Origin of the sequence: Nocardioides sp. CCNWLW239, assembly GCF_037137035.1 — a bacterium.
Classification (GTDB): Bacteria; Actinomycetota; Actinomycetes; order Propionibacteriales; family Nocardioidaceae; genus Nocardioides.
In genome coordinates, this window is the sequence record NZ_JBBBNW010000001.1 from 328,915 (window position 1) to 355,480 (window position 26,566).

Below are 26,566 nucleotides of genomic sequence, written 5' to 3' on the forward strand. Positions count from 1 at the left end.
CCCGACCCAACTGCCCGTCGACAGGCTCAGGACATCGCCACGGCGAACGGTCAGGAACCGACCGAGTCACGCCAGGCGACCAGGTCCTCGAGCGGCTTGAGGTCGAAGTCGGGGCCGCCGACCCCATAGGTGAACAGCCGGGCGCCGGCGTCGTAGAGCGGCTTGGCGGCCTCGGCGCTGTCGGCAGCGGTCGAGATCTCGATCTCGCTCACGTCGCGGCCGATCGCCTCGCAGTGCTCGGCGAGAATGCCGCGCTTGCGCTCCAGGGTGGCCACGTCGGAGAAGGAGTGCCAGATGTCGGCGTGCTTCGCGACGTACCTGAGGGTCTTCTTCTCCCCGCCACCACCGATCAGGACGGGGATCTTGCCCGAACCCGAGCGGCCGATCGGCGCAGGGTTGAGCTTCGCCCAGCGTGCCTCGATGCGCGGGAGGGCCTCGCCGAGGGCGTCGAGGCGGCCGCCGGCGGTGCCGAACTCGTAGCCGTATTCGGTGTAGTCCCGCTCGAACCAGCCCGACCCGATCCCGAAGACCAAGCGGCCGTCGGAGATGTGGTCGACGGTGCGGGCCATGTCGGCGAGCAGCTCGGGGTTGCGGTAGGAGTTGCAGGTCACCAGGCAGCCGATCTCGACGCGCGAGGTCTGCTCGGCCCAGGCGGCGAGCATCGTCCACGCCTCGAAGTGCTTGCCGTCGGGCTCGCCGTAGAGCGGGTAGAAGTGGTCCCAGTTGAAGATCACGTCGACGCCGATCTCCTCCGCGCGGCGGGCCGCGTCGCGGATCTGGGCGTAGTCGGCGTGCTGGGGCTGGATCTGAACTCCGATGCGGATCGTCATGTCCCCACCCTACGGAGCGCCCGGCTTCCGTCCCCGCGTGAATCGGCCCTATCGTTCGGCGAGCGGCGGATCGCGCCGTACGAGAGCTGAAGAGGTGCGAGATGCGATTCGGTTGGGACCTGCACGAAGACGGCAGGAACGTACGCGAAGGGGCGATCGTGAAGCCCGGCGAGCGGCTGAGCTGGCCCCGGACGATCGGCTTCGGCGGCCAGCACGTGGTCGCGATGTTCGGCGCCACCTTCCTGGTGCCGCTGCTCACCGGTTTCCCGCCGACCACGACGCTCTTCTTCTCCGGCCTCGGCACACTGCTCTTCCTGCTGATCACGCGCAACCGGCTGCCCAGCTATCTCGGCTCCTCGTTCGCCTTCATCGCGCCGATCGGCGCCGCGATGGGTGGCGGCGGGATGGGCGCGGCGCTCTTCGGGATCATGGTCACCGGTGCGCTCCTGGCGCTGGTCGGCGTGATCGTGATGGTCACCGGCACCGGCTGGATCGAGGCCTTGATGCCGCCTGTCGTGACCGGTGCGATCGTCGCGCTGATCGGTCTCAACCTGGCCGGCGCGGCCACCAACAACGTCGTCGGCGGTGACCCGGCCAAGCCCGACAACGGCGCGGTGCTCGTCGCCGCGATCACGCTGGCCACCGTGCTGGTGGTCGCGGTCGCCTTCCGTGGCCTGATCGCGCGGCTCTCGATCCTCGTCGGCGTCGTGGTCGGCTACCTCGCCGCGCTGGTCCTGGGCCAGATCGACACCTCGGCGTTCAAGGAGGCCGCCTGGTTCGGGCTGCCCGACTTCGCCACGCCGGACGTCTCCTGGTCCGTCGTGCCCATGTTCCTGCCGGTCGTGCTCGTCCTGATCGCCGAGAACGTCGGCCACGTCCGCAGCGTCGCCCACCTCGCCGGCGACGACACCATCAACCGCGAGACCGGCCGGGCGCTCTTGGCCGACGGCCTCGCCACCACCATCGCCGGTGGCTTCGGCGGCTCGGCCACGACGACGTACGGCGAGAACATCGGCGTCATGACCGCGACCCGGGTCTTCTCGACGGCCGCCTACTGGGTGGCCGGTGTGGTCGCGATCCTGCTCTCGCTGTCACCGAAGTTCGGTGCGCTGCTCAACACCGTCCCTGCCGGGGTGTTGGGCGGGATCACGGTCGCGCTCTACGGCCTCATCGGCCTGATCGGCATCCGGATCTGGCTCGACAACCGGGTCGACTTCGCCGACCCGGTCAACCAGTTCACCGCCGCTGTCGCGCTGATCATCGGGATCGGCAACCTCACCCTGAGCTTCGGTGACCTGACGTTCACCGGGATCGCCCTGGGCACCATCGCCGCGGTCGTTATCTACCACGGGATGAGCGCCCTGGCGCGGGTGCGCTCCAGGTGACCTCGAGGTTGTGAAGCCGAGAGTGGCCTATCGGTCACTCTCAGCTTCACAACCTCAGGACTGCACGGTCAGGGGAGGCGGTCCAGGAGGTCGGCGATGTCCACCCGGGCGCCGGTGTAGAACGGCACCTCCTCGCGTACGTGACGGCGGGTCTCGGAGCCGCGCAGGTGGCGCATCAGGTCGACGATGCGGGAGAGGTCGTCGGCCTCGAAGGCCAGCATCCACTCGTAGTCGCCGAGCGCGAAGGACGGGACGGTGTTGGCACGCACGTCGGGGTAGTCGCGGGCCATCTGGCCGTGCTCGGCGAGGAGGCGGCGGCGCTCCTTGTCGTCGAGGAGATACCACTCGTAGGAGCGGATGAACGGGTAGACCGCGACGTAGTCGTGGGTGCGCTCGTCGGCGAGGAAGGCGGGCAGGTGGCTGCGGTTGAACTCGGCGGGGCGGTGCAGCGCCATCTGCGACCAGACCGGGACGAGCCGGCCGCCGAAGGTGGTGCGGCGCAGGCGGTGGTAGGCCGACTGGAGCTTGTCGGAGGAGTCGGCGTGCAGCCAGAACATCACGTCGGCGTCGGCGCGCAGACCAGCCACGTCGTAGGTGCCGCGGACCACGATGTCCTCCCCGGCGAAGGCGGCGAAGAGCTCCTCGACCTCGACCGCCTCGGCCTTGCGGTCGGCGTCGCCGAGAGTCTCCTCCAGGGAGAAGACCGACCACATCGTGTAGCGGATGGTCGCGTTGAGCTCGTTGATCTTGGCTGCGTTGGACTTGATGTCGGCCTGCGGGTCGGTCATGCCCCCATTTTGCGCCAAGCCCGGTCACCGGGGTCGCACGGGGCTCTATCGTGAGCGCATGCTGCCGCTGCGTACCCGCATCTTCGCCTTCCTCCAGGCGCACTTGGTCAAGACGCCGTTGAACGCCGAGGAGATGATCGCCCTGCGCGCGCAGCGCGAGGGACTCCGGACCGGACCGGTCACGGCGTTCCTGTTCGGACGCCCTGCGGACGTCGAGGTGAAGGAGACGTACGTCGACGGCCGCCGCTTCGCGATCTACACGCCTCCCGGCGTCGGCGCGGCGGCACCGGTCGTCATCAACTACCACGGCGGTGGCTGGTGTCTCGGCACGCCGGAGCAGAGCGCGTGGGTCTCCTCGCACGTGGCTGCCGGGACCGGGTCGATCGTGGTCGCGCCGTCCTACCGGCTGGCGCCGGAGCATCCGTTCCCGGCGGCTGTCGAGGACGCCTGGTCTGCCTTGGAGTGGGTCGCGAAGAACGCGTCCGACCTGGGCGGGGACCCGTCACGGATCGCCGTGATGGGTGACAGCGCCGGTGGCAACCTGGCCGCCGTGGTGTCGTTGATGGCTCGCGATGCCGGCGGGCCTTCGGTGCGCGCTCAGGTGCTGATCTATCCGGCGGTGGAGATGTACGAGAAGTTCCCCTCCGAGGCCGCCAACGCCAACGGGCCGGTGCTCACCTCGACGCAGATGAGCACCTTCGGCCACCTCTACATGGGTGAGCGCTACGGGGACGAGTCCTGGCAGGCCTCTCCCCTGCGGGCACCGTCGCACGCCGACCTGCCGCCTGCCCACATCATCACCGCGCTGCACGACCCGATCCGCGATCACGGGACTCGGTATGCGGAGGCGCTGCGTGCTGCCGGATCGCCGGTCTCGCTGGTCGACTACGACACCGCGTTCCACGGGTTCATGTCGCTGCCCGGGGTCGCGCCGGCTGCTCGTGAGGCGCTCGCGGGGATCGTCGCGTTCCTGCGGGATGTCGACCGAGGTGACTCGGTCAGCGGTCACTGACCTCGCGGAGGTCCACGAGGTCAGTGAGGCCTCGCCGAGTCATCCTTCGCCAGGCTCAGGACATCGCCTCGGTCGGCACTCACCCAATCTCGGCCGCTGCGCGGTGGGCCGATCCGATGGTGGCCGGGATGCCGACGCCGTCGTAGGACGCTCCGGCGAGAGCGAGACCGGGTACGCTCCGGAGGCCCTGGCGGATCCGGGCAACTCGGTCGAGGTGGCCGACCGGGTACTGCGGGAGCGCGTCGGTCCAACGCTGGACATGCACGTCGGTCGGCTTCGCCGTGATGCCCGCGATCTCGGCCAGCGCCGCGAGCGAGTCTGCCACCAGGCGGTCGTCGTCGTCCGAGGGCGGCTCGCCGTGGCGCCCGATGGAGGTGCGCAGGTAGTTGCCACGCTCCCCCACCCAGGCCCACTTGGCGAAGGAGAAGGTGGACGCCTTGATCGCGCACTTCTCGACGGGTGGCACGAGGAAGCCCGACCTTCCGGCCAGGTCGGCAGGGAGGTCCGGAAAGGCGAAGGTCACCACGGCCACGCTCGCGGTCTCGATCCCGGACAGCTCACGCGCGACCGACGGAGCCGTCGAGCGGATCAGCTTCGCGGCCACCGGGGCAGGGGTCGCGACCACCACCGCGTCGGCTGCCTCCACCTCGCCGCCGGTCTCGACGAGGAAGCCTTGCGGCGTACGGGTGACGGTGTCGACCCGGGTGTCGAACCGGATGTCCAGCCCCTCGGCGAGGGTCGCAGGCAGCCGCGACATGCCGCCGTCGATCCCGGCGAAGACCGGTATGTCGGTGGCCGGCAGCGCCGCGGCCGCCTCGAGCAGCGATCCCTTCTCGGCGAGCATGAACAGCTGCGGTGCAGCCGCCTTCACCGAGATCGCGCGGGCATGGCCGGCGTAGACCCCCGCGAGCAACGGGTCCGTCAGCCGGTCGGCCGTCTCGTCGCCGAACCGGGAGGCGATGAAGTCACCGACCGAGATGTCCTCGTCCGTCTTCGCCGGCGGAAGAGTGGGTTCGCGGCGTACGACCTCCAGGGTCTCCTCGGAGAGAACCCCCGACGCCTCGAGCGCCGGCAGGTCGAGGGGCACACCCATGATCGAGCGCGGGATCGGCCGCAGCGCGCCGCGCGACCAGATCGAGGACTTCGCGCCGGTCGGGTGGACCACGTCGAGACCGACCTCGCGAGCCAGGGACACGCCCTCGGGCCGGCGGTTGAGCATCGCCTCGGCCCCGACGTCGACCTGCTGTCCGGCCACCGACTCCCCGCGGATCTTTCCGCCTACCCGGTCCGAGGCCTCCAGCACGGTGACCCGGTGACCCTTCAACGACAGATCGCGGGCCGCGGTCAGTCCGGCGATCCCTGCTCCTACGACGATCACTCGCACCGGGTCAGTCTTTCATCCGGCACTGAGCGGGGCCTGAGTCGGGCGAGGTCCCGACCGCGTGCACTCCCTACGATCACACCATGCCCACACCTGGCGACGCTCTGATACGCGACCTCCACGTCCGGCTGGCCGCCGCGGCGGATCCGGAGCGCGCGCCGCAGATGCAGGCCTACATGAAGTCTCAGATGCCGTTCTACGGGATCGCGTCGCCGGTGATGAAACGGCTGACCAGGGAGTGCTTCGCGGAGCATCCGCTCGACGAACGCGACTGGCTGGTGACCGCGACGACGCTGTGGGACGAGGCCGAGCACCGTGAGGAGCGCTACGCGGCGTTGGCCCTGATCAGGATCTCCGCCCACCGCAGCGCCGCCCGCAGTCCGGAACGGCTGCCTCTCTACCGCCACCTCGCGACGACCGGCGCCTGGTGGGACCTGGTCGACGAGATCGCCCAGCACCTGGTGGGCGAGGTGCTCCGGACGCACCGTGCCGAAGCCACCCCGATCGTCCGGGAATGGGCCCACGATCAGGACATCTGGGTGCGGCGTACGGCGATCCTCAGCCAGAACCGACACCGGACCGAGACCGATGTCGACCTGCTCGACCAGGTGCTGAGCGCCAACCTCGAGGACTCCCTCCACGGCCGGGTCTTCTGGACGCGGAAGGCGGTCGGTTGGGCGCTACGGGAGTTCGCCAAGACCGATCCGGCATGGGTCCGCGGCTGGGTCGCCGAGCACGACGACCGACTGTCCGGACTCACTCGGCGGGAGGCGCTCAAGCACTTCTGACCAGCCCTTCACCCGGCGAGCCGGCCGAAGTTGGAGCGGTGGAAGACCAGGGGCTGGCCGGCGCCGTGGTCGGCGGCGTGGAGCTGGAGGAGTACGACGATGTGGTCGCCGGCCTCGACCTCGCGGTAGACGGTGCAGTCGAACTGGGCCAGGCCTTCGTCCAAGGTCAGCGCACCATCAAGCGACGCGCTGACGACCAGGCCGTCGAAGCGGGAGTCGACCGGGCCCGCGAGCTGGCGGCAGACCTCGCCGTGGTGCTCGGCGAGCACGGTGACGCCCAGGTGCGAGGAGCGCCGCAGGTCGGGCCAGGTCTTCGAGGTCCGGGCCACGGAGAAGGAGACCAGCGGCGGGTCCAGGGACACCGAGGTGAACGACGACGCGGCCAGACCGACGGGGCGGCCGTCGACGACGGCGGCGACGGCGACCACACCGCTGGGGAAGACCCCGAAGGCCTGCCGCAGCGCGGCGGGGTCCAGATCCTGGTTCGTACGCAGCGGACCGGTCATCACGCCACCACCTCTCTCGCGGGCACTGCCCGCGCCTCGTCCACCGCCGTGTCCCGCAGGCGACCGCCGCGGGTCTCCGGCAGCAGCCACATGCAGGTCAGACTGATCGCGGCGACCACGACGTTGTAGCCGGCGACCCACCACAGCGTGCGGTCGTCGGAGAGCGCCACCAGGGTGGCCGCGATCAGCGGCGTCAGTCCGGAGGCCACCACTCCGGAGATCTGGTAGAGCGCGTTGAGCGCGGAGAACCGGTAGCGGGTGTCGAACAGCTCGCTCCAGAACGCCGCCAGTGGCCCGTAGACGGTGCCGTAGACCAGGCCGAGCCCGCCGACGAAGGCCGCCACCGACGGGACCACGGCGCCGGACTGGATCGCGGCCGCGACCGGGAAGGCGATCACCAGCCCGAGCGCGGCGCCGGCCGTGTAGACCGGCCGTCGCCCGAACCGGTCGCTCAGCGCTCCGGACACGACCGTGGTGACCACGCCCAGCAGCGCGCCGGCCATGATCGCGTTGAGGACCACCGACCGGTTCAGGCCCGCATCGGCCACCGCGTAGGAGAGCAGGAAGACCGAGTAGAGGTTGTAGGTGAACCCCTCCACGAACCGGGTCCCCATCCCGAGCAGCAGCGTGCGCGGCTGACGCCGGAAGAGCTCCCCGACCGGCAGCTTGGAGACCTTCTTCTCAGCCTGCACCTCCTGGAACGACGGCGTCTCCATGATCGAGAGCCGGATCCAGGCGCCGATGCCGAGCAGCACGATCGAGATCAGGAAGCAGACCCGCCAGCCCCAGGCCAGGAACGCCGCGTCGGGCAGCTGCGAGGCGATCGCGAACGCGCCCGACGCCAGCACCAGCCCGCCGGGCACGCCGATGTGCGCGAAGCTGCCGTAGAGCCCTCGCCGCCCGCGCGGCGCGTACTCGGTCGCCAGCAGCACGGCCCCGCCGTATTCGCCGCCGACGCCGATCCCCTGCACGATCCGCAGCACCACGAGCGCGATCGGGGCGAGCACCCCGATCGAGTCGTACGTCGGGAGCAGCCCGACCAGTGACGTACCGACGCCCATGATCACGAGCGTCCAGATCAGCATGGTCTTGCGACCGATCCGGTCGCCGAAGTGACCGAAGATCAGCCCGCCGACCGGGCGGGCCAGGAACCCCACGGCGAAGGTGCCGAACGAGGCGAAGGTCGCGGCGGTGCCGCTGAGGCCGTTGAAGTAGAGCTTGTCGAAGACGAGGCCGGCGGCCGTGCCGTAGAGGAAGAAGTCGTACCACTCGATGGTGGCGCCGACCGAGGCCGCGAGCGCGACCCGCTTGGGGTCGGCGGCCGTGGCGGTGGCCTGGGATGCAGACATGACCCCTCCTACTGCGCCGCGGTGCCGAAAGGCACCGCCGCCCCTCGGCCGGCCACAGGGGCCGGGTGGGACCACAGGCCCCGGCGCTCGAGCTCGGGCAGCACGCCCTCACCGAACCAGTAGGACTCCTCCAGGTGCGGGTAGCCGGACAGCACGAACTCGGTGATCCCGACGGCGTGGTAGGCCTCGATCAGGTCGGCGATCTCGGTGTAGGAGCCGACCAGCGCGGTCCCGGCGCCGCCGCGGACCAGCCCGATGCCCGCCCACAGGTTGGGGTGGACCTCGAGCCCGTCGCGCGATCCCCGGTTGAGCTCGAGCATCCGCCGCTGGCCCTCGGAGACGCTGCGGGAGAGCCCTGCCTGGACGCGCTCGATGTCCTCGTCGGAGATGTTCTCCAGCAGCCGGTCGGCCTCGGCCCACGCGGCCGCAGAGGTCTCCCGGGCGATCGAGTGCAGCCTGATCCCGAAGCGGAGCTCGCGCCCGCGGTCGGCGGCCAGCTTCTGCACACGGCCGATCTTCTCCGCGACCGCGGCCGGCGGCTCGCCCCAGGTCAGGTAGACGTCGGCGTGCTCGGCCGCGACCTCCAGCGCAGCCGGCGAGGAGCCACCGAAGTAGACGTCCGGGACCGGCGTCGGCCGCTGCTCGAGCCGGGCGTTCTCCACCGAGAGATGCTTCCCGGAGAAGGTCACGGTCTCCCCCGCCCACAGCCGGCGGACGATGTGCAGGAACTCCCCGCACCGCTCGTAGCGCTCGTCCTTGGCGAGGAAGTCGCCGTACATCCGCTGCTCGTGGTCCTCACCACCGGTCACGACGTTGAGCAGCAGCCGCTGACCGGACAGGTTCTGGAACGTGCCGGCCATCTGCGCGGCCAGGTAGGGCGAGACCGAGTCGGGCCGGAAGGCGACCAAGAACTTCAGCCGCTCCGAGAGCGAGCTGAGCATCGCGGTCGTCACCCAGGCGTCCTCGCACCACGCCCCGGTCGGCGTCAGCGCCGCCTCGAAGCCGAGCTGCTCGGCGCTGCGAGCGATCTGGCCGAGGTAGGGCACCGTCGCCGGGCGGCCCGCCGCCAGCGCGCTGACGCCGTGACCGCCGCCGATCACATGACGGCCGTCGCCCCCGTTGGTCGGGAGGAACCAGTGGAACGTGAGGGTGCTCATCATCTGCCTTTCGCGTGGGGGATGTGGGATGTCAGATCTGTCCGTGCCGCGGCGGCCGGGTGCCGTCGACGGCCCACCGCCCGAGGTGCTGGACCTTCCAGGCAGCCGGGTCGTGCAGCGTGTGGGTGCGCGCGTTGCGCCAGTGGCGGTCGAGGTTGGTGCTCGTCAGAGCCGATCGGGCGCCGGAGACCTCGAGCAGCCGGCTGGCGACGTCGACCGAGACCTTGGCGGTCGACGCTCGGGCGGCCGCTACGGCGAGGCTCGCCTCCGCCGCCGAGCTCTCGGTGAGGTCCGCGTCGGCCTCGTCCACGCGTCGGCCCGCCTCGGCGAGGAGGGCTTCGGCGCTGCGTACGGCCAGCTCCATCTCCCCGAAGGCCTGGACGACCAGCGGATCCTGGGCAGCCGTCTCGACCCCGGCGATCGCCACGGCGTCGGCGTAGGGCCGGGACTTCGTGCGTACGAAGACGGCGGCCTCGTCGAGCGCACGCCGGGCGATCCCGGCGTCGATGGACGCGTGCAGCAGCTGCGCGAAGGCGCCGTAGGTCGTCGGGCCCTCGAAGGTGGCCGCGAACGGCGTCACCCAATCGTCTGCTACGGGAACGTTTGTGAAGCGAACTGTTCCGGACCCAGTCGTACGCTGCCCGACGGCGTCCCAGTCGTCGACGATCTCGATGCCAGGCGTGTCCGCGCGGACCCAGGCCACCTGCAGCGGGCCGTCGGCGCCGCGGCGGGCCAGCACTGCGAGGTAGTCGGCGAAGAGGGAGCCGGTGCAGTAGAACTTCTCGCCGTTCAGCAGCCACTCCCCTTCCTCCCGGGCAGGCGCGAGGCTCGTCCGGATGTCCCGCACGTGCTTGGTCCCGAACTCGGACTGCGCGTTGGCGACCAGCGCACCGGCCCGCACCTCGCTGTAGATCCGCTGCTGCTGCTCACGCGTCCCGTTCAACCGCAGCTGGTTCAGGAAGACGAAGTGGCTGTGCGGCACCTGGCCGACGTTGGGATCACCCCACGAGACCAGCCGGAACACCTCCGCCACGGTCGTGGCCGGCAGCGCCGGACCGCCGAACTCGCGCGGCACCGTGAGCGAGCCCAGCCCGGCAGCGGCGTACGCCTTGACCTGGTCGTGGGGCAGCGCCCGGACCCGGTCGCGTCCACCGTCACCGAGCGCGAGCTCGTCGGCCAGCCGCCGCGCCACCAGCGGTGCGGTCTCGGCATCGAGCCGGGCGATCTCCGTGGCGGTGCTCAAGCCACGGACTCCAGCTGCTGGGCCTCGAGCTCGCGCACGAGCGGGAGGACGCGCTGGCCGAAGTACTCAACGTCCTCGTGGTAGTGCAGGAAGCCGCCGAGGATCAGGTCGGCGCCGGCCCGCTTGAACTCCACGATCCGCTCGGCGACCTGCTCGGGCGTGCCGATGAGCCCGGTGCGGAAGCCGTCGTTGTACTGCACCAGGTCCTCGAAGGTGGAGTCCTGCCACATCCCGGTCTTGTCGCCGGTCGACTGCCCGGCCTGCTTGACCGCGGAGCCGAAGCCCTCGACCGCCTCACGGTCGGCCTTGTCGATGATCTCCCGGAGGGTGTCGCGCGCCTCCTTCTCGGTGTCGCGGGCGACGATGAAGCCGTTGATGCCGAACCTGACCCGGCGGCCCAGCGGGCCGGCGACCGCGTTCACGTCCCTGATCTGCGCGGCCAGGCCCTCGGGGGTGTTGCCATTGGCGAAGTACCAGTCCGAGACCCGGCCGGCCATCGCCTTGGCGTCGGAGGAGTTGCCGCCCTGGAAGATCTCCGGGTGCGGCCGGCCCTCGCTGGCCAGCGGCTTCGGCTTCAGGTCGAAGTCGTGCAGCCGGTAGAAGTCGCCGTTGAGCTCGGCGGCGTCGCTCGTCCAGATCTCGCGCAGGTAGCGGATGAACTCCTCGGAGCGGCGGTAGCGCTCGCCGTGCTCGAGCCAGGGCTCGCCGAGCTGGGTGAACTCGTTCTTGAACCAGCCGGAGACGACGTTGACGGCCGCCCGTCCGCCGGAGAGGTGGTCGGCGGTGGCCAGGAACTTGGCGAGTACGCCGGGCTGCCACAGCCCCGGGTGGACCGCGGCGATCACCTTGAGCCGCTCGGTCGCCAGCAGCAGCGCCAGGGAGAACGAGGTCGACTCGTGCTGGTAGGCCGCGCCGTAGGAGGCCATGTAGCGCACCTGGGACAGGGCGTACTCGAACCCGTTGTTCTCGGCCAGCTGCGCCAGCTTCTTGTTGTAGTCGTAGCTCCAGTCGGTGCGCTGCTCGATCGTGCTCACCACCAGGCCGCCGCTGACGTTGGGCACCCAGTAGGCGAACTTCAGGGGCTCGGTTGCCGGTGAAGTCATGCTGGTCTCCTTGGATCGCGAATGTCTAGTAAACTTATCTTATTAAACACACGACGGGACCGGATCTCCCGATGTGGACCACCGGAAGACCCGATCCCGTGATAGGCGCCGCCTATCAGGCGGCGACGAGGCGAGAGGCCCTACTGATCACCGCAGGGCGGCTCACGTGTACCAGGTCGGTGCGGGGATCTCGCCGAGCAGCGCGTAGCGACCCACCTCGGCCCGCTTGTGAGCCACCGGGTCGTGCAGCGAGTGCGTCCGGATGTTGCGCCAGAAGATGTCCAGACCGACCTTGTTGGAGGTCGCCCGGGCACCGGTGAGGTCGTAGACCTTGGTGCCGATCTCGAGCCCGACATCGATCGCGACCTGCTTGGCCGCGGCGATCACGACCGCCGCCTCACCGCGCTCCTGTTCGGTGACCTCGTCGGCATGGGAGTTGATGGCCTCGATCAGCCCGGCCGCCCGCTCGGCCAGCGCCTGGGCCGCCCACAGCTTCGAGGTCAGGTCGCCGTACGTCTCCTGGATGTAGAACTCCTCGCTCGCCTTCTCCTTGACGTCGGCGGCGTATGGCCAAGCGCGGGTCGTGTCGCGGGTGTAGGTCGCGGCGGTCGTCAAGGCGCCCTCCGCGATGCCGAGGTAGAAGTTGGTGAAGATCAGCTGGATGATCGGCACGTTGAGCGTGTTGTAGACCCGCGGGACGAACTCGTACGCCCCGTCGTCCTGCTTCACGTAGCCGGCCGCCGACTCCCAGGGGACCCGCACGCCGTTGATCTCGACGGCGCCGGACTCGGTGAGCCGCTGGCCGAGGTTGTCCCAGTCACCGGCGAAGACGATGGCGTCCTGCCGGGTCGGGACGATCGCGAAGACGTGCTTCTCGGTGCCCTCGATGACGCCCTCGAGAACGGTGAGGTCGGAGATCCGGCCGCCGGTCGAGAACGACTTACGACCGGTGAAGACGAGCTCGTCGCCCTCGACCCGGATCACCAGGTCGTCGTCACGCGGGTTGACCGCGCCACCGAAGAAGTAGTTGTTCTCGGTGTAGAGCTGCTCGACGGCGGCGATCTGCTCCGGGGTGCCGACCAGCCGTGCCGCCCAGGCCCACAGATAGTGGTAGCCGAGCAGCTGCCCGATCGAGCCATCGCCCGCCGCGACCGCCCGGACCACGCGCAGCGCTGTCGTCCAGTCCTGGCCGGCGCCGCCGTGTTCAGCGGGGCCGAGCAGGGTGACCAGGCCGCTCTCCTTGAGCAGGTTCACCTCGTACGTCGGGACCTGGTTGGCCCGGTCGCGCGCGACCGCGTCCGCCGAGAGCCTGGTGGCCACCTCGCGCGCACGGTCGACCCAGCCCTCCGGAGTCGTGGGTGCCGCGCCGAACTCCGCGGCGTTGCGTACAGCTTCGGTTGTCATCGCGCCCTCTCAGTCTTGCGTCGTGAACGTTTCCGTCTTTAGTCGACCAAATTACTGGAGAATGGATCGTGTGAGGCGGGCTGGACGCCAGCGATCACCGATCACCCGCTCGGGATGACCGATCACCGACCGACGAGAGGACAGCGTGAGGATCGAGCAGCTGGAGTACATCGCGGCCGTGACCCAGTGCGGTTCGCTGCGCCGTGCGAGCGAGCAGCTCCACATCTCCCAGCCGGCCCTGAGCGAGGCGATCACCAAGCTCGAGCGCGAGCTCGGGGTGACCCTGCTCGACCGGCGGCGCGCCGGTGCCCGGATCAGCCGCGAGGGCCAAGAGCTCCTGCACTCCATGTCGGACGTGCTGGAGGCGGTCGACCGGCTGCGCCTGGCCGCCGGCGACCAGAAGGCCGGAGTCAGCTCGGTGCGGGTCGGCACGGTCCACGCCGGCACCTCGACCGTGCTGCTCCCGACGTTGCGGCGCTTCGGCGACGCACACCCGCGCACGAGCGTCGAGGTGCGCACCATGGTGCAGGAGGACATCTATCTCGCCCTGAGCGAGGGCACGGTCGACGTCGGCCTGGTGAACCTCCTCGACGGCGACGACCTGCCACCGACGGTCGAGGGCACCGTGCTTCTCCACGGGCGCCCCGTCGTCGTGCTGCCCGCGGGCCATCCACTCACCTCGCGCGAGGAGATCACGGTCGACGAGCTCCGCGAGGAGCCCTTCGTCGGGATGCGCTCGGGCTACCTGATGTATCGCTTCGCCCATCGCCTCTTCGGACGCAACCTCCCCCACCACTGGCATGCCACCGACGGCGCCGAGATGGGCAAGATGATGGTCGGCGAGGGCCTCGGGCTCACTCTGCTGCCCGACTACAGCGTCGTCGGCGACCCGCGCGAGACCGGCGGGCACATCACCGTACGTCCCCTCGCCGGGGATCGCTCCCGAGTGACGATGGTCGCGGTGCAGCGGCACAACGCGCGTACGACCTCAGGGGCGCGCAGCCTCCTCGACCTGCTGGCCGAGACCGCCCGCTCTCAGCCCTCGGCCGACTCGTAGCTCTGCACGAACTCGGTCAGCCGGGCGAGCTGGTCAGGGTCGGTGCTCGGGATGACGCCGTGACCGAGGTTGAAGACGTGACCCTTGGCCCGCCGGCCGGTCTCGATGATCTTGCCGGCCTGCTCGAGCATCACCTCGGTCGGCGCGAAGACGAGGGCGGGGTCGAGGTTGCCCTGGACACCGAAGCCGTCGCCGAGCTGGTCGATCGCCCAGTCCAGCGGAGTGCGCCAGTCGACGCCGACGACCTCGGCGCCGGCGCTGCCCATCAGCGGCAGCAGCATGGCGGAGTTGACGCCGAAGTGGATCCGGGGGACGCCGAGCTCACCGATCCGGGTCATCACCTCGGCGGAGTAGGGCAGCACGTGGCGCTCGTAGTCGGCGGGCGTGCAGGCGCCGGCCCAGGAGTCGAACAGCTGCACCGCGGAGGCACCGGCGCGCACCTGGACCTCCAGGAATGCGCCGGAGATCCCGGCGATCTTGCGCATCAGGGCATCCCACACGTCGGGGGCACCGAACATGAGCGCCTTGGTCTTGGCGTACTCCTTCGACGGGCCACCCTCGACGAGGTAGGACGCGACAGTGAACGGCGCGCCGGCGAAGCCGATCAGCGGGGTGCCACCGTTGATGCCGGCCAGCTCGCCGGTGAGGTTCTGGACGGCCTCGGTGATGTAGGGGACGTGCCCCGGCGTCAGGTCCGGGATCGCCTCAACGTCGGCGAGGGTGCGCACCGGGTTCGCGATCACCGGGCCAACCCCGGGCTTGATGTCGAGGTCGACCCCGACCGCCTTCAGCGGCAGCACGATGTCGGAGAAGAAGATGGCCGCGTCGACCCCGTAGCGGCGTACGGGCTGGAGGGTGATCTCGGTGATCAGCTCGGCATCCTGGCAGGACTCGAGCATGCCGATGCCCTCGCGGACCTTCAGATACTCGGGCAGCGAGCGGCCCGCCTGACGCATGAACCACACCGGCGTACGGCTCGGCTTCTGCCCGGCCAGCGCCTGCAGGAACGGGGAGGATGCGAGCGCGTCAGCGGTGTTGATCTCGGCCACCTCGCAATGGTCCCATCCGGTGCGGCGTGTACGCACATCGCGAATCGCGCGAAAGACATACGCTGTTCACATGGTCGTCCGTGGAGAGTCGCGTCCCGCTGCGGGACTGGAGAGCGGTCCTGCCGCATTCCGGTCCGCCGCGGAGAGCATGCGCGCGGCGACCTTCCGGCCCGAGCTGCTGGTCGAGGAGATGCCGGCGCCGCAGCGGATCGCTCCGTACGCCGCAGCGCTCTCGGCCGATGTGACCGTCGACGACGTGGACGTGGCGACCGGACGGCTGATCCTGCTGCACGACCCGGACGGCAACGACGCCTGGGGAACGGTGCACGGACTGCCCGGAACGTTCCGTCTGGTGGCCTACGCACGGGCCGACATCGACGTCGAGCACATCAGCGACCCGCTGCTGGGTGAGGTCGGCTGGTCCTGGCTCCTCGACGCCCTGTCCGGTCACGGCGCCTCGCACGTCGCGGCGGCCGGCACCGTGACCCGCGTCGCCACCGAGTCCTACGGCGGCATGGCCGACGAAGAAGGAACTGCGCAGATCGAGATCCGCGCCTCGTGGACGCCGGTGGGATCGGCCTCGGGCGATCTGGACCTACGACCACACACCGAGGCGTGGGGCGAGCTGCTCTGCACGGCCGCGGGACTTCCTCCGGTGCCGGAGGGCGTCACCGTCATGCCGAGCCGGCGAGGGCAGCGAGGCGCGTGATCGAAGACAGGACCGAGGCCGAGACGGGGCCGGACACACCTGAAGATGCTGCTCCGGCTCCGCTGCTGACCCTGCGTGACGGATTGCCTCCGGTGACCGACACGGACGAGGGTCTGGCCAAGGCCGCCGCGGCCATCGCCGCCGGCACCGGCCCGGTCGGGATCGACGCCGAGCGCGCCTCCGGCTACCGCTACTCCAACCGCGCCTACCTGATCCAGCTGCGTCGCGAGGGCTCTGGGATCTGGCTGATCGACCCGATCGGGCTGACCACGATGCAGCCCCTCGTCGAGGCGCTCGAGGGCACCGAGTGGATCCTGCACGCCGCCACCCAGGACCTCCCCTGCCTCAGCGACCTCGGCCTGCACCCCTCTGCGCTGTTCGACACCGAGCTCGCCGGCCGGCTGCTCGGCTACCCCCGCGTCGGGCTCGGCACCCTCGTCGAGACCGTGCTGGGTTTCACCATGCTCAAGGAGCACTCGGCGGCCGACTGGTCGACCCGGCCGCTGCCGGAGGCCTGGCTGGAGTACGCAGCGCTCGACGTCGAGGTCCTGGTCGAGTTGCGCGAGGCGCTGGCCGCCGAGCTCGTCGCGGAGGGCAAGGACACCTGGGCTCGCCAGGAGTTCGACTGGCTGCGCGGCTTCGAGGCTCCGGTGCGTACGGATGCCTGGCGGCGCACCTCCGGGATGCACCGGGTCCGCGGCCGCCGCGGGCTCGCCGCCGTGCGCGAGCTGTGGACCGAGCGCGACCGGATCGCGCAGCAGCGTGACGTCACCCCGAGCCGGATCATCCCCGACGCCGCGATCGTCGCTGCCGCGCAGGACCTGCCGCAGGACAAGGCCTCGCTGCTCGGGCTGAAAGGCTTCCACGGCCGTGGCGCCGAGCGGTATGTGACCTCGTGGGTGAAGGCACTGAACCGCGCCGTCTCGATGGACGAGGACGAGCTGCCGGTGCGCTCACCGCGGTCCGACGGTCCTCCCCCTCCGCGCGCGTGGGCCGACAAGGATCCGACGGCCGCGCGCCGCCTGGCGCTGGCCCGCGAGTCCGTCAACGCCCTCGCCGAGGAGCGCAACCTCCCGGCCGAGAACCTGCTCACCCCCGACTTCCTGCGTCGTGCGATGTGGACGCCGCCGAAGACCCGCGACCCCGGCGCCCTCCTCGACGGCATCATCGAGATCCTCGCCGGTTTCGGCGCTCGCGGCTGGCAGATCGCCCTCACCGCCCCGCTCCTCACCGACGCCGTCCTGCACGCCGAGGCGGACTGAGCGAGCTCGAGCGCCGACCTTGCTCGCCCGCTCACGCCGCGCGCGCGAGAGAGTGACCCCGCAAATCGCGGCCGTCGAGTCCTCACCCGCCGAGGCGTCGCGTACGTCGGCCGAGGCGTCACCCGCGCCGGCCGAGACGTCACCCGCGTCGGCCGAGACGTCACCCGCGTCGGCCCAAGCGTCAGCCCAGCTGGCCGAGACGTCACTCGCGTCGACCCAAGCGTCACGTGCGCTGCCCGAGGTCGCGTCCATCTGACGCCTCGGCCGACGTACGTGACGCCTCGCCCGACCTACCTGACGCCTCGGCCGACGTACGTGACACCTCGGCCGACGTACGTGACGCCTCGCCCGACGTACGTGACGCCTCGCCCGACGTACGTGACGCCTCGCCCGACCTACCTGACGCCTCGCGCGACCTACCTGACGCCGCGCCGACCGACCTGACGCCTCGGCCGTTCTAAGCGACGCCTCGGCCGACGTACGTGACGCCTCGCCCGACGTACCTGACGCCTCGGCTGCTTAGGCGCTGGGCGAGGTCGAGGGGGGCGGGGAGCTGGCGGGGGTCGGCTGCGGGAAGACGGTCTTGGAGAGCTCGTCGATCTGGACGGCGAAGTCCTCGACCTGGTCGGGCTCGGCGACCGCCAGCGAGCCGCGGACCGCGGCGGCGGCGACCTTCTGCAGCTGCGCGAGCTGAGCGGCCTCGGGAAGGACCTGCATGTCGCGCACGGTGTCGGTGAAGATGCGGGCGTTCTTGGGGTTGCGCTCGGGCTGGGTGAAGACCGGGGCGTAGCCGACCTCGGAGTTGACCGGTACGAAGTGGCCGGTGCGGACCATCTTGACGACCGACTCGGTCGAGATGAGGTAGGTGAGGAAGTCGGCGGCGGCGTCGGGGTCGACGGTCTCCGCACCCATGCACAGCCCGGCGTAGTCACCGGTGGTGCCGTTGCCACCCGGCATCGGCATCACGTCCCACTCCATCCCCTCGGTCGCCCGCAGGTCCGAGACCAGCGAACGGTCGCCGACGAGCGCGACCAGACGGCCCTGCTTGAAGGCCTGGAACGGGGTGCGTCCGCGGAGGTCCTTCGAGGTGGCCAGCACGTTGGGCTGGCCGAGCGCCTCGACGAGGTCCTCGTAGGCGCCGGCGGAGTCGCCCAGGGCGGTGGTCGTCGGGGCGAGCGGGTCGTCGAAGAGGGTGGCGCCGGCACCGGCGAGCCAGGGCATCATCGCCGAGAGGTTCTGGTCGATGTAGGTGCCCTTGACGCCCTTGTTGTGCTCGGCGGCGTAGGTCATCGCTGCGCTGAACTGCTCGAGGTTCCAGCCCCGCAGGGAGCCGTCGGCCCGGACGCTGGGGGTGGGCAGACCCTCTTCCTTCATGGCGTCGAAGTCGATCAGCCCGGTGTTGACGTAGACGACCTGCGGCGAGACGGAGTAGGGCATGCACTCGAGGCGGCGGTCGACGGAGAAGTCCTCCATCGCCTCGCGGGAGTACTTGTCCCCGAAGTCGACGTTGCGGGCCTCGAGGAGGGTGTCGACCGGCTGGATCCGCTTGTCCTCGGCGAACGCCTCGACGTCGGGGCGCGGGGTCAGCACGACGTCGACCTTCTCGCCGTTGGCGACCGCGGCGGTGAGCTGGTCGGCGGTCGGCCAGGACTTCACCTCGACGGTGACGTTGGGGACTTCCTGGGTGTATTCGGCGGCCAGCTGCTTGTAGGTGTCGACGAGCGTCTTGTGGCCGGAGACCCCGAAGACGAGCTTCACCTTCGCCGGGGCCTTCGTCGTGGTGCTCGGCGAGGGCTTCGCGGCCGGCTCACCGCCGCATGCGGCGAGAGACGCCGAGAGAACCGTCACCAGAAGCGCCGTTGCCAGCCTCGTGCGCCGCACTATTTCCTCCATCTCAACGCCAGGACCGAGTCTGTGATGGAACCACAAGGCCCGGTTTACCAGCGATTCACTTTACGATACGTACCTGGACACTTCCTGAGAAGAAGCCCTCAGAACGGCCTCAGGCGAGGTGATCGCGTGCGGCCTTGATCACATCGTCGAAGATCTCCTTGGCCAGTGCATCGCCCTCACGGCGTACGTCGGCGGGGTCCATCCGGATCAGGCGGTCCAGGCGCACCTCGGAGGGCCTGCCCTGGCGGTCCCAGCCGCCGGTGCCGACGTCCATCCAGTGCCGCCCGTAGCGTGCCTCCTGCGCCTCGTCGCGGTCGTGGTCCTTGCTGGTCAGCATCAGGCACAGGAGTAGGCCGGCCTTCTGGCCGATCACCAGGACGGGACGGTCCTTGCCCTGGGTCTCGTCGTCCTCGTAGGGCACCCAGCCCCACACCACCTCGCCCGGGTCGGCGTTGCCGTCACCGATCTCGGGATCGTAGGAGATGGCGCTCTGGCGCGGGGCAGGCTGCGTGTCGGTCACTTCGGCTCCTTCGTAGCTGGCTGGCGTCATGGCCGCCCAGCCGAGGTGCACCGAAAAGAATGATGAACACGCCGGACCGGGAGCGCCTCACGGCGCAAGGCCGCTCGTAGCGGCTGAAGTTGGGACCCGGGGCTGCCGCAGCCCGACGTGTTCGGGCACCAGTGTAACGGTGCCCCCAACCTCGGCCGCATCAAAGCGGACAGGAGGCTACCGCACCGCTCGGCTCAGGTGAGCCGCTGCTCGAGCTCGGCGTGGCCCGCCGCCTCGAGCTGTTCGGAGAGCTGCAGCATGTTGCGTACGTCCTTGGCGGCTGCATCCGGGTCCAGGGCTGCCCGCCCGGCGGCGATGACGCGCGAGAACGCGGCGGCACGGAGCAGCACCACCGCGAAGTCGCTGCCGGCGATGCCGCGCAGCACCTCGTCGACCATCGCCTTGAGCTCCTGCGGGCCCGGAGGCTCAGCGACACCGGCGACGACCTGGGCCACCTGTGCCTTCGCCCGCCCGGCCTCGAACTCGCGCGCGGCACCGACCGGGTCGGCGTACACCCAGCTGCGGAGCAGGTAGAGCCGCCACAGGCAGCCGGCCAGCGACTCGGCGGGCGAGCTCGACCAGGCCTCGGCGATCGTCTCGATGCCCTCCGACTCGGCCAGGTGGAGGATCCGGTCGACGACGGCCGGGTCGTCGCTCTCCCGTGCTCCGCGCACGAGTGCCGTCGCCGCCGCATCGGCCGCCTCCTGCACGAGCGCAGGGTCGGCGCCCCCGAGGAGGGAGTCGAAGAAGCCGTCCCCGGGACGTATCGGCGAATGAAACTCTCTGGCCATCGGATCGAGCGTAGCGGCCGGCGCACACGTGTAACACGTCGTTCGTAGTACTACTCGCCCTATCAGAACGACCGGATAGTGCTACGAACAGCGTGTTACACGCCGAGTTGCACACCGAGTTACACCCACCATCCCAGCCCGCCCCGCTACCCCAGCAGCTTGCGGATGCGTGCGTCGGAGACCTTTTCGGCGGTGCCGAGCTGCTGGGCCCAGAGCTGTACGCGGTATTCCTCGAGCATCCATCGCACCTGCCGCAGCCGCGGACCCGGCGGGCGGCCCTCGGGCAGCGCCTCGATCTGGTGCAGGTAGGCGTCCTGGGGCGACGCGATCCGGTCGTGGGTCGCGCGGTCGCCGCGCAGGTCGGCGTCGAGCTTGCGACGGCGCTCGACGATCGCCTTCAGGTAGGTCGGGTAGCGCCGGATGTGCTGCGCACCCGCCTCGGCGACGAAGCCTCGGTAGACCAGCCGCGCCAGCTGGTCCTTCATGTCGGTCAGGGCCGGGAGCTGGAACATGTCGGCCCGGCCCGAGAGGGCCTTGTCGGTCTCTCGGTACGCCTCGAGCGCCCGCATCACGTCGGCGAGGACCGCGCGGACGGCCGTCACCAGCTCGGCCCGCGTGCCGGCGGCGGCCAGCACCGCCTCGTAGGACTCCGACGTCCGCGGCAGCGGACGGGCGTCGACCAGCTGGCGGACGACCGCGGCACGGCAGTCCTCGACGAGCTCGGCGGCGCTCGGGTAGGGCGATCCCGCGAGCGCGAGCTTCTCCATCGTGCTCAACCCGTCGACGACCTGCTTGGTGACATCGGGCAGGGCCAGGAGCAGGAGTCGTACGACACCGAGGCGATGCCGTGCCTCGGCCTCCTCGGCGGATCCGGCGACGACGAGACCGACGGTCGCGCCCTCGTCGGACAGGCACGGGAAGACGGTGACCTCGTGGCCCGCGCGCTTCTCGGTGACCGTGGTCTCGATCGTCCCGAAGACCCACGACGTCTCGCCGGTGCGGGTGTGGCCGGCCGAGGCGGCGACCTCGGCGATCGCTGCCTTGAACTCACCCTCGAGCGGGGCCTTGAGCGCGTCGAGGTCCTTGCCCTTCGCGGTCTCCTTGCCGTCCTCGCCGACGACCCGGTAGGTCGGCCGCAGGTGCTCGGGCACCTTGTCCCAGTCCCAGGCCTCGCGCGGGATGTGCACGCCCGCGGTCGAGCGCGCCCAGCGCTCCAACGCGGTCAGCAGCGGCTCCTCTCCCGGCGGTGTGTCCTTCAGGAACGCCCGCGCCTTGTCGGGAGCGGGCACGAAGCTGACCCGCAGCTGCTTGGGGAGCGACCGGATCAGCGCGGTCACCAGCTCCTCGCGCAGTCCTGGCACCAGCCAGGAGAAGTCGTCGGCGCCGACGCGGTTGAGCGTGGCGACCGGTACGTCGATCGTGAGCCCGTCGTCGGCCGCGCCCGGCTCGAACTGATAGCTCAGCGAGAAGGTCAGCGGCCCAGCGTCCCACTCGGCGGGGAAGTCCGCCTCGGTCACCTCGCCCGCGGCCTCGTTGGTGAGCATCGAGAGGTCGAAGGTGAGCAGGTCGGGCGTCTCCCGCCGGGCGTGCTTCCACCACTGGTCGAAGTGGGCACCGGACACGATCGACGCCGGCAGGCGGCGGTCGTAGAAGTCGAAGAGCGCATGCTCGTCGACCACGATGTCGCGGCGGCGGGCCCGGTGCTCGAGCTCCTCCGCCTCCTCCATGAGCTTGGCGTTGTCGCGGAGGAAGCGGTGATTCGTACGCCACTCGCCGTAGACCAGTGCGTGCCGGATGAACAGCTCCCGGCTCAGCTCGGGATCGATCTTGCCGAAGGCGACGGGCCGGTCGGCGACCAGCGGGACGCCGTAGAGCGTCACCTTCTCCCGGGCCATCACCGAGGCGCGCTTCTGGGACCAGTGCGGCTCGGAGTAGGTGCGTTTGACCAGGTCCCGGCCGAGGCTCTCGGCCCACTCGGGCTTGATCGAGGCGTTCTGCCGGGCCCAGAGACGCGAGGTCTCGACCAGCTCGGCGGACATCACGAACTGGGGGTTCTTCCGGTGCAGGGCCGAGCCGGGGAAGATCGCGAACTTCGCCCCACGGGCACCCACATACTCCCGCGGCCCCGGGCGTCGCTTCTCCCGTGCCCGCGCCGCGTCGGCCTTGGAGTCCCGCTCCTCGAGCGCCCCGATGTGCGAGAGCAGGCCGGAGAGGAGCGCCTGGTGGATCCCGTCGGCGTCGTAGGCAGCACCCTCTGATTTCGGTACGGTCTCGCCTGCTTCCACGACGTCGCGGTGACCCTTGCCGAGGTCGATCTTCATCTCCCGGCACACCTGCCGCAGCTGCGACTCCAGGTCCTGCCACTCCCGGACGCGTACGTAGTGCAGGAACTCCCGCTTGCACAGCCGCCGGAACGCCGAGGACGAGAGCTCGTGCTGCTGCTCCTTCAGATAGCGCCACAGGTTGAGCCAGGTGAGGAAGTCGGAGGTCTCGTCCTTGAACCGCGCGTGCAGCTGGTCGGCCTGCGCCTGCTCCTTGGGATGGTCCTGGCCGGGCCGCTCGCGCGGGTCCTGGAGCGAGAGGGCGGCGGCGACGACGATGACGTCACGCACGCAGCCGAGCCGCTCGGCCTCGAGCACCATCCGCGCCAACCGCGGGTCGATCGGCAGCCTGGCCAGCCGCCGGCCCAGCTTCGTCAACCGCTGGCCGCGCATCGCGCCGAGCTCCTCGAGAAGCTGTACGCCGGCGGTGATGTTGCGCCGGTCCGGCGCCTCCACGAACGGGAACCGGGCGATGTCGCCCAGCCCCAACGACGCCATCTGCAGGATGACGGAGGCCAGGTTCGTACGCAGGATCTCCGGGTCGGTGAATTCGGGCCGCCCCTCGAAGTCCTCCTCCGAGTAGAGCCGGATCGCGATGCCCGCCTCGACCCGCCCGGTACGTCCCGACCGCTGGTTCGCCGAGGCCCGCGAGATCGGCTCGATGGGCAGCCGCTGCACCTTGGTGCGCGCGGAGTAGCGCGAGATGCGGGCGACACCGGTGTCGACGACGTACTTGATCCCGGGGACGGTCAGCGAGGTCTCGGCGACGTTGGTCGCGAGCACGATCCGGCGGCCGGTGTGGGGCGAGAAGACCCGGTGCTGGTCGGCGGCCGAGAGCCGGGAGAAGAGCGGCACGATCTCGACCAGGCCCGTCGACGGACGCCCCCGGTTCAGCCCCAGCGCATCCGACAGCGCATCAGCCGCGTCCCGGATCTCCCGCTCGCCCGGCAGGAAGACGAGCACGTCGCCGGGCCCCTCGGCCGAGAGCTCCTTGACCGCGTCGACGATGGCCTCGGTCTGGTCGCGGACGACGACCTCGCCCTCTCCATCCTTCTCAGGCCCGGTCTCCTCGGAGAGCTCCATCAGCGGCCGATAGCGGACCTCGACCGGATACGTACGCCCCGAGACCTCGATGATCGGCGCCGGCTCGCCGGTCTTCACGTCCGAGAAGTGGGCCGCGAACCGCTCCGGGTCGATCGTCGCCGAGGTGATGATCACCTTCAGGTCCGGGCGGCGGGGCAGCAGCCGGCGCAGATAGCCCAGCAGGAAGTCGATGTTGAGCGACCGCTCGTGGGCCTCGTCGATGATGATCGTGTCGTAGCGACGCAGGTCGCGGTCGCGCTGCAGCTCGGCGAGCAGGATGCCGTCGGTCATCAGCTTGATCCGCGACGCGGCCGAGGACTTGTCCATGAACCGCACCTGATAGCCGACCAGGTCGCCCAGCTCGGTGCCGAGCTCGGAGGCGATCCGCTCCGCGACCGACCGGGCCGCGATCCGGCGCGGCTGGGTGTGCCCGATCAGACCGGCGGTCCCACGTCCCAGCTCCAGGCAGATCTTGGGCAGCTGCGTCGTCTTTCCCGAGCCCGTCTCCCCGGCGACGATCACGACCTGGTGGTCGCGGATGGCCGCGGCGATGTCTTCGCGGCGCTGGGTGACCGGGAGCTCGGCAGGGTAGGTGATCGCGATGGACGGCGCGGCGGGCTGGGCGGACTCGGACATGAGGTCACCCATTCTCCCCCGGCGTACCCCTCGACCGCACATCGGTTTCTCCGCGCCCCCGACGAGAGCCCGGCCCGCCGGATGGCGGGAGTGCTCGATGTGATTCCCGCCACAGGCCGGGTTCCGGCACGCATGCCGCACGGGGGACGCTGGGTACACCCCCGTTCACCGAAGGAGTGGCCCATGTCCGAGACGACCACCGAGCAGATCTTCCCCGAGACCCCCATCCGACCGCCGTTCGATCCCGAGCTCGTGCCGGTCCTCGAGGCCGTGCGGGAGACGCTCTCACCCCTCTCGGCCGAGGCCCTCCCGATGATGCGGGAGCAGAGCGCCAACGGTCTTCTCGGCATGGACCCGGTGGATCTGACCGTCGACGGCGCGGTCCGGGTCGAGGAGCGGCAGGTCCCCGGCCCCGAGGGCGATCCTGACATCACGCTGCTGATCCTGAGTCCCGCCGTCGACGGCCCGCCGCGGCCCGCGGTCTTCCACACCCACGGCGGCGGCATGGTGACCGGAAACCGCCGGCTCGGGGTGGAGATGTTCCTCGAGCAGGTCGCGGCCGGCACCGCCGTGGTCGTGTCGGTGGAGTACCGGCTCGCCCCCGAGCACCCCGACCCCGCACCCGTCGAGGACTGCTACGCCGGCTTGGTCTGGACGGCCAAGAACGCAGCCGAGCTCGGCATCGACCCCGAGCGCATCATGATCGCCGGTGCCAGCGCCGGAGGTGGCCTCGCCGCTGGCACGGCACTGCTCGCCCGCGACCGCGCCTTCCCCAAGCTGAGCCACCAGATGCTCATCTGCCCGATGCTCGACGACCGGTTCGAGACCCACAGCAGCCACATGCTCGACGACGAGGGGATCTGGGACCGTGCCGCCAACCTGTTCGGCTGGACGGCGCTCCTCGGCGATCGCCGCGGCGGCCCCGACGTCTCCCCGTACGCAGCGCCGGCTCGCGCCGAGGACCTCGCCGGCCTCCCCCGCACCTACATCGACACCGGCTCGGCGGAGACGTTCCGCGACGAGACGCTGGCCTACGCCCGGCGGCTCTCGGAGGCGGGGGTCAGCGTCGACCTGCACATGTGGGGCGGCGGATTCCATGCGTTCGACATGATGGTCCCCCACGCCGCCGTCTCCCGCGCCTCGATCGCGACCCGCGACGAGTTCATCCGCAGAGCGCTCGAGGCCTGATCCGCTGGCCTGCTCGCCTCCGGTGGGCGAGAGTAGGCCGGGGAGGTCCAGGTGCGAGATCTGATCGGCAAGCTCGAGGTCGTCGATGACGACGCCGCCAGCGCGCTGCGCGTCATCGACCACTTCGACCGTCTCGTCGACGAGCGGGCGTCGATCGCCGCGGTCGTGCGCGCCGCCGCGGCACTCGCGGGTGCCACGGCAGGCCTCCACGACGCGGCCCGGGCGCTGGTGCGACGGTTCACCCCCGACGGCCGTGCCCTGACCGGCGAGAAGGAGGGCGAGTGGCGCCACGAGCCCGTCCCCGGCCATCCCGGGTCATGGCTCTGGCTGGAGCGCACGGGCGAGGACGGCCCGCTCGACGCCCTTATCCTCGAGCGCGCCGCCCGGGCCCTGCAGGCCCTTGGCACGGGCTCCTCGCAGCCCTCGACAAGCGGCCTGGTCAGGATCGTGTGCGACCCCGACGCCACGGAGGCCGACCGGCGCGATGCAGTCGCCCGGCTCGGCCTGAGCGGGACCGCCACGGTGGTGCTGAGCACCTCCGCCCACCTGCCGACGACGCTGATCAGCACCGTCGGCACCCTCGTGGTCGCCCTGCTCCCCGGCGCGCCCAGTCTCCCCGAGGACATCCGCGCCGGCTCCGCGACTGCCACCGACCCGCTTCGGCTGCCGATCGCGTTCGAGCAGGCACGCACAGCTTTCCGGCTGGCCGCCGACGTCGGCGGCCTCGCCCCCTCGGTGCTCCGCTACGAGGACCTCGGCGCGCTTGCCGTCATCGCCGAGCGGATCAGCGCCGAGGAGGCGGCAGCAGTGGGTGACGTACGACGTCTCGACGAGCTGCTCGCCGCGCATCCCTGGGTCGTGGAGACGCTCCATGCGGTGCTGGACCAGCCGAGCCTGCGGCAGTCGGCCGCGATGCTCCACCTGCACCACTCGACCCTTCAAGAGCGGCTGGGCTGGCTGAGCGGTCAGCTCGGCTACTCGCCCACCAAGGGGCGGGGCAGGCAGCGAGCAGCGGTCGCGGTGCTGCTGTGGCGTGTGGCCCACGGCACCGATCACGAGGTCGTGGCGGAGCCGCACTAGG

At 70.5% G+C, this 26,566-nt stretch carries 23 protein-coding genes; 9 read left to right on the top strand and 14 right to left on the bottom strand.

The window, feature by feature from the left end:
• Positions 1–50: 50 nt before the first annotated feature.
• Positions 51–830, bottom strand: a complete 780-nt coding sequence (locus WBG06_RS01565) for an LLM class F420-dependent oxidoreductase (RefSeq protein WP_336734444.1) — start codon at positions 828–830, stop codon at positions 51–53.
• Positions 831–931: 101 nt separating this feature from the next.
• On the opposite strand from WBG06_RS01565, the gene WBG06_RS01570 reads away from it, so the two are divergent.
• Positions 932–2,215 carry a uracil-xanthine permease family protein gene (locus tag WBG06_RS01570; protein ID WP_336734446.1) on the top strand — a complete coding sequence of 428 codons (1,284 nt, stop codon included), beginning with the start codon at positions 932–934 and terminating at the stop codon, positions 2,213–2,215.
• Positions 2,216–2,283: 68 nt separating this feature from the next.
• Here the strand turns inward: WBG06_RS01570 and hemQ are convergent, their stop codons facing one another.
• Positions 2,284–3,003, bottom strand: a complete 720-nt coding sequence (hemQ, locus tag WBG06_RS01575) for a hydrogen peroxide-dependent heme synthase (protein WP_336734448.1) — start codon at positions 3,001–3,003, stop codon at positions 2,284–2,286.
• Between the two features lie 58 nt (positions 3,004–3,061).
• Between hemQ and WBG06_RS01580 the strand changes: the two genes are divergently transcribed.
• Positions 3,062–4,015 carry an alpha/beta hydrolase gene (locus WBG06_RS01580; protein WP_336734450.1) on the top strand — a complete coding sequence of 318 codons (954 nt, stop codon included), beginning with the start codon at positions 3,062–3,064 and terminating at the stop codon, positions 4,013–4,015.
• 79 nt (positions 4,016–4,094) lie between these two features.
• Here the strand turns inward: WBG06_RS01580 and hemG are convergent, their stop codons facing one another.
• Positions 4,095–5,399, bottom strand: coding sequence for a protoporphyrinogen oxidase (hemG, locus tag WBG06_RS01585; protein ID WP_336734451.1), 1,305 nt, complete (start codon positions 5,397–5,399; stop codon positions 4,095–4,097).
• Between the two features lie 80 nt (positions 5,400–5,479).
• Here hemG and WBG06_RS01590 point away from each other — a divergent pair, with 80 nt between their 5' ends.
• A complete protein-coding gene (locus WBG06_RS01590; protein WP_336734453.1) occupies positions 5,480–6,184 on the top strand; it encodes a DNA alkylation repair protein in 705 nt (234 codons plus the stop codon).
• 8 nt (positions 6,185–6,192) lie between these two features.
• Here WBG06_RS01590 and WBG06_RS01595 read toward each other — a convergent pair whose 3' ends face one another.
• From WBG06_RS01595 to WBG06_RS01620, 6 genes are all read right to left on the bottom strand, one after another.
• Positions 6,193–6,690: a flavin reductase family protein gene (locus WBG06_RS01595; protein WP_336734455.1), complete on the bottom strand. Its 498-nt coding sequence runs from the start codon at positions 6,688–6,690 to the stop codon at positions 6,193–6,195.
• A complete protein-coding gene (locus WBG06_RS01600) occupies positions 6,690–8,039 on the bottom strand; it encodes an MFS transporter (protein ID WP_336734457.1) in 1,350 nt (449 codons plus the stop codon). Before WBG06_RS01600 ends, WBG06_RS01595 begins: the two co-directional genes overlap by 1 nt.
• A gap of 8 nt (positions 8,040–8,047) precedes the next feature.
• Positions 8,048–9,196: an LLM class flavin-dependent oxidoreductase gene (locus tag WBG06_RS01605; protein ID WP_336734459.1), complete on the bottom strand. Its 1,149-nt coding sequence runs from the start codon at positions 9,194–9,196 to the stop codon at positions 8,048–8,050.
• A gap of 31 nt (positions 9,197–9,227) precedes the next feature.
• Positions 9,228–10,439, bottom strand: coding sequence for an SfnB family sulfur acquisition oxidoreductase (locus WBG06_RS01610; RefSeq protein WP_336734462.1), 1,212 nt, complete (start codon positions 10,437–10,439; stop codon positions 9,228–9,230).
• Entirely contained in the window at positions 10,436–11,542 is a 1,107-nt protein-coding gene (sfnG, locus tag WBG06_RS01615) for a dimethylsulfone monooxygenase SfnG (protein ID WP_336734464.1), read from the bottom strand. Before sfnG ends, WBG06_RS01610 begins: the two co-directional genes overlap by 4 nt.
• Positions 11,543–11,704: 162 nt before the next feature.
• Positions 11,705–12,946: an acyl-CoA dehydrogenase family protein gene (locus WBG06_RS01620; RefSeq protein ID WP_336734465.1), complete on the bottom strand. Its 1,242-nt coding sequence runs from the start codon at positions 12,944–12,946 to the stop codon at positions 11,705–11,707.
• 145 nt (positions 12,947–13,091) lie between these two features.
• On the opposite strand from WBG06_RS01620, the gene WBG06_RS01625 reads away from it, so the two are divergent.
• Positions 13,092–14,003 carry a LysR family transcriptional regulator gene (locus tag WBG06_RS01625; protein WP_336734467.1) on the top strand — a complete coding sequence of 304 codons (912 nt, stop codon included), beginning with the start codon at positions 13,092–13,094 and terminating at the stop codon, positions 14,001–14,003.
• On the opposite strand, the gene hemE is transcribed toward WBG06_RS01625, so the two are convergent.
• Positions 13,982–15,052: a uroporphyrinogen decarboxylase gene (gene hemE, locus WBG06_RS01630; RefSeq protein WP_336734469.1), complete on the bottom strand. Its 1,071-nt coding sequence runs from the start codon at positions 15,050–15,052 to the stop codon at positions 13,982–13,984. The two genes, WBG06_RS01625 and hemE, sit on opposite strands and share 22 nt — an antisense overlap.
• A 70-nt stretch (positions 15,053–15,122) precedes the next feature.
• Between hemE and WBG06_RS01635 the strand changes: the two genes are divergently transcribed.
• The 3 genes from WBG06_RS01635 (at position 15,123) to WBG06_RS26495 (ending at position 17,467) form a co-directional block, all read left to right on the top strand.
• Positions 15,123–15,761, top strand: a complete 639-nt coding sequence (locus WBG06_RS01635) for a DUF3000 domain-containing protein (RefSeq protein ID WP_336734471.1) — start codon at positions 15,123–15,125, stop codon at positions 15,759–15,761.
• Positions 15,758–17,023: an HRDC domain-containing protein gene (locus tag WBG06_RS01640; protein ID WP_442945400.1), complete on the top strand. Its 1,266-nt coding sequence runs from the start codon at positions 15,758–15,760 to the stop codon at positions 17,021–17,023. Before WBG06_RS01635 ends, WBG06_RS01640 begins: the two co-directional genes overlap by 4 nt.
• Before the next feature lie 315 nt (positions 17,024–17,338).
• Entirely contained in the window at positions 17,339–17,467 is a 129-nt protein-coding gene (locus WBG06_RS26495; protein ID WP_442945408.1) for a hypothetical protein, read from the top strand.
• 75 nt (positions 17,468–17,542) lie between these two features.
• On the opposite strand, the gene WBG06_RS01650 is transcribed toward WBG06_RS26495, so the two are convergent.
• The 4 genes from WBG06_RS01650 to hrpA form a co-directional block, all read right to left on the bottom strand.
• Positions 17,543–18,871: an ABC transporter substrate-binding protein gene (locus tag WBG06_RS01650; RefSeq protein WP_336734475.1), complete on the bottom strand. Its 1,329-nt coding sequence runs from the start codon at positions 18,869–18,871 to the stop codon at positions 17,543–17,545.
• A gap of 154 nt (positions 18,872–19,025) precedes the next feature.
• Entirely contained in the window at positions 19,026–19,436 is a 411-nt protein-coding gene (locus WBG06_RS01655) for a type II toxin-antitoxin system PemK/MazF family toxin (RefSeq protein WP_336734476.1), read from the bottom strand.
• Positions 19,437–19,660: 224 nt separating this feature from the next.
• Positions 19,661–20,257, bottom strand: a complete 597-nt coding sequence (locus WBG06_RS01660) for a hypothetical protein (protein WP_336734478.1) — start codon at positions 20,255–20,257, stop codon at positions 19,661–19,663.
• Between the two features lie 146 nt (positions 20,258–20,403).
• Positions 20,404–24,297 (bottom strand): ATP-dependent RNA helicase HrpA, encoded by a 3,894-nt coding sequence (gene hrpA, locus WBG06_RS01665; RefSeq protein WP_336734480.1) that lies wholly within the window; start codon positions 24,295–24,297, stop codon positions 20,404–20,406.
• Between the two features lie 183 nt (positions 24,298–24,480).
• Here hrpA and WBG06_RS01670 point away from each other — a divergent pair, with 183 nt between their 5' ends.
• Positions 24,481–25,485, top strand: coding sequence for an alpha/beta hydrolase (locus WBG06_RS01670; RefSeq protein ID WP_336734482.1), 1,005 nt, complete (start codon positions 24,481–24,483; stop codon positions 25,483–25,485).
• Positions 25,486–25,536: 51 nt separating this feature from the next.
• The gene (locus tag WBG06_RS01675) at positions 25,537–26,565 is read left to right on the top strand and encodes a helix-turn-helix domain-containing protein (RefSeq protein WP_336734484.1); all 1,029 of its coding nucleotides are present in this window, start codon (positions 25,537–25,539) and stop codon (positions 26,563–26,565) included.
• Position 26,566 lies beyond the last annotated feature (1 nt).

Bases quoted from the DNA above. Each gene is read 5' to 3' on its own strand.
- hemQ (WP_336734448.1), bottom strand. From the start codon at position 3,003: ATGACCGACCCGCAGGCCGACATCAAGTCCAACGCAGCCAAGATCAAC.
- WBG06_RS01570 (WP_336734446.1), top strand. From the start codon at position 932: ATGCGATTCGGTTGGGACCTGCACGAAGACGGCAGGAACGTACGCGAA.
- WBG06_RS01595 (WP_336734455.1), bottom strand. From the start codon at position 6,690: ATGACCGGTCCGCTGCGTACGAACCAGGATCTGGACCCCGCCGCGCTG.
- WBG06_RS01580 (WP_336734450.1), top strand. From the start codon at position 3,062: ATGCTGCCGCTGCGTACCCGCATCTTCGCCTTCCTCCAGGCGCACTTG.
- WBG06_RS01670 (WP_336734482.1), top strand. From the start codon at position 24,481: ATGTCCGAGACGACCACCGAGCAGATCTTCCCCGAGACCCCCATCCGA.
- WBG06_RS01660 (WP_336734478.1), bottom strand. From the start codon at position 20,257: ATGGCCAGAGAGTTTCATTCGCCGATACGTCCCGGGGACGGCTTCTTC.
- WBG06_RS01590 (WP_336734453.1), top strand. From the start codon at position 5,480: ATGCCCACACCTGGCGACGCTCTGATACGCGACCTCCACGTCCGGCTG.
- WBG06_RS01620 (WP_336734465.1), bottom strand. From the start codon at position 12,946: ATGACAACCGAAGCTGTACGCAACGCCGCGGAGTTCGGCGCGGCACCC.
- WBG06_RS01565 (WP_336734444.1), bottom strand. From the start codon at position 830: ATGACGATCCGCATCGGAGTTCAGATCCAGCCCCAGCACGCCGACTAC.
- hrpA (WP_336734480.1), bottom strand. From the start codon at position 24,297: ATGTCCGAGTCCGCCCAGCCCGCCGCGCCGTCCATCGCGATCACCTAC.
- sfnG (WP_336734464.1), bottom strand. From the start codon at position 11,542: ATGACTTCACCGGCAACCGAGCCCCTGAAGTTCGCCTACTGGGTGCCC.
- WBG06_RS01605 (WP_336734459.1), bottom strand. From the start codon at position 9,196: ATGAGCACCCTCACGTTCCACTGGTTCCTCCCGACCAACGGGGGCGAC.
- WBG06_RS01635 (WP_336734471.1), top strand. From the start codon at position 15,123: ATGGTCGTCCGTGGAGAGTCGCGTCCCGCTGCGGGACTGGAGAGCGGT.
- WBG06_RS01600 (WP_336734457.1), bottom strand. From the start codon at position 8,039: ATGTCTGCATCCCAGGCCACCGCCACGGCCGCCGACCCCAAGCGGGTC.